Raw genomic sequence first — 403 nt, forward strand, 5'->3', positions numbered from 1 at the left:
TCTTGGTCACTTCTTCCCAACGTGGTCCGTCTGGATTAGTCGGATCGACTGGCGTGCCTGGGGTCTGTGGATTATCTGGGGTGGTTGTGACAACCTTCTCTCTAAACACAACTGTGTAAACCTGTGGACTGGTAGTATCACGGTCAAATGTCGCATTAGTTGGGAAGTTGTCCTGTACCAATTCATAGCCACGTTCCACAATCAAGGCAATGGTTTCTGCGGTGCTGTATACAATTGGTTGATCTGCTAGACCAGTTACTTCATCAGCTGGAGAGAGAACCTTATTGCTGCCTTCTTCCAAGTATTGGATGACTGCCTTCTGTTCAAGGGCCTTGTAAGTAATGACTGTTGGCTGAGTTGGGTCAGTCGGTACTGGTGGGATGTAGTTTCCATCTGGATCCTT

1 protein-coding gene is annotated in these 403 nt (G+C 47.9%); it reads right to left on the reverse strand.

Translation table 11 applies throughout. The annotated features are described in order from the left end of the window. Positions 1-403, reverse strand: a 403-nt coding sequence (locus C1E99_RS14580; RefSeq protein ID WP_419580069.1) for a mucin-binding protein, incomplete at both ends; no start/stop codon positions are given.

It is taken from the genome of Streptococcus suis (genome assembly GCF_002964045.1).
GTDB lineage: Bacteria > Bacillota > Bacilli > Lactobacillales > Streptococcaceae > Streptococcus > Streptococcus suis_U.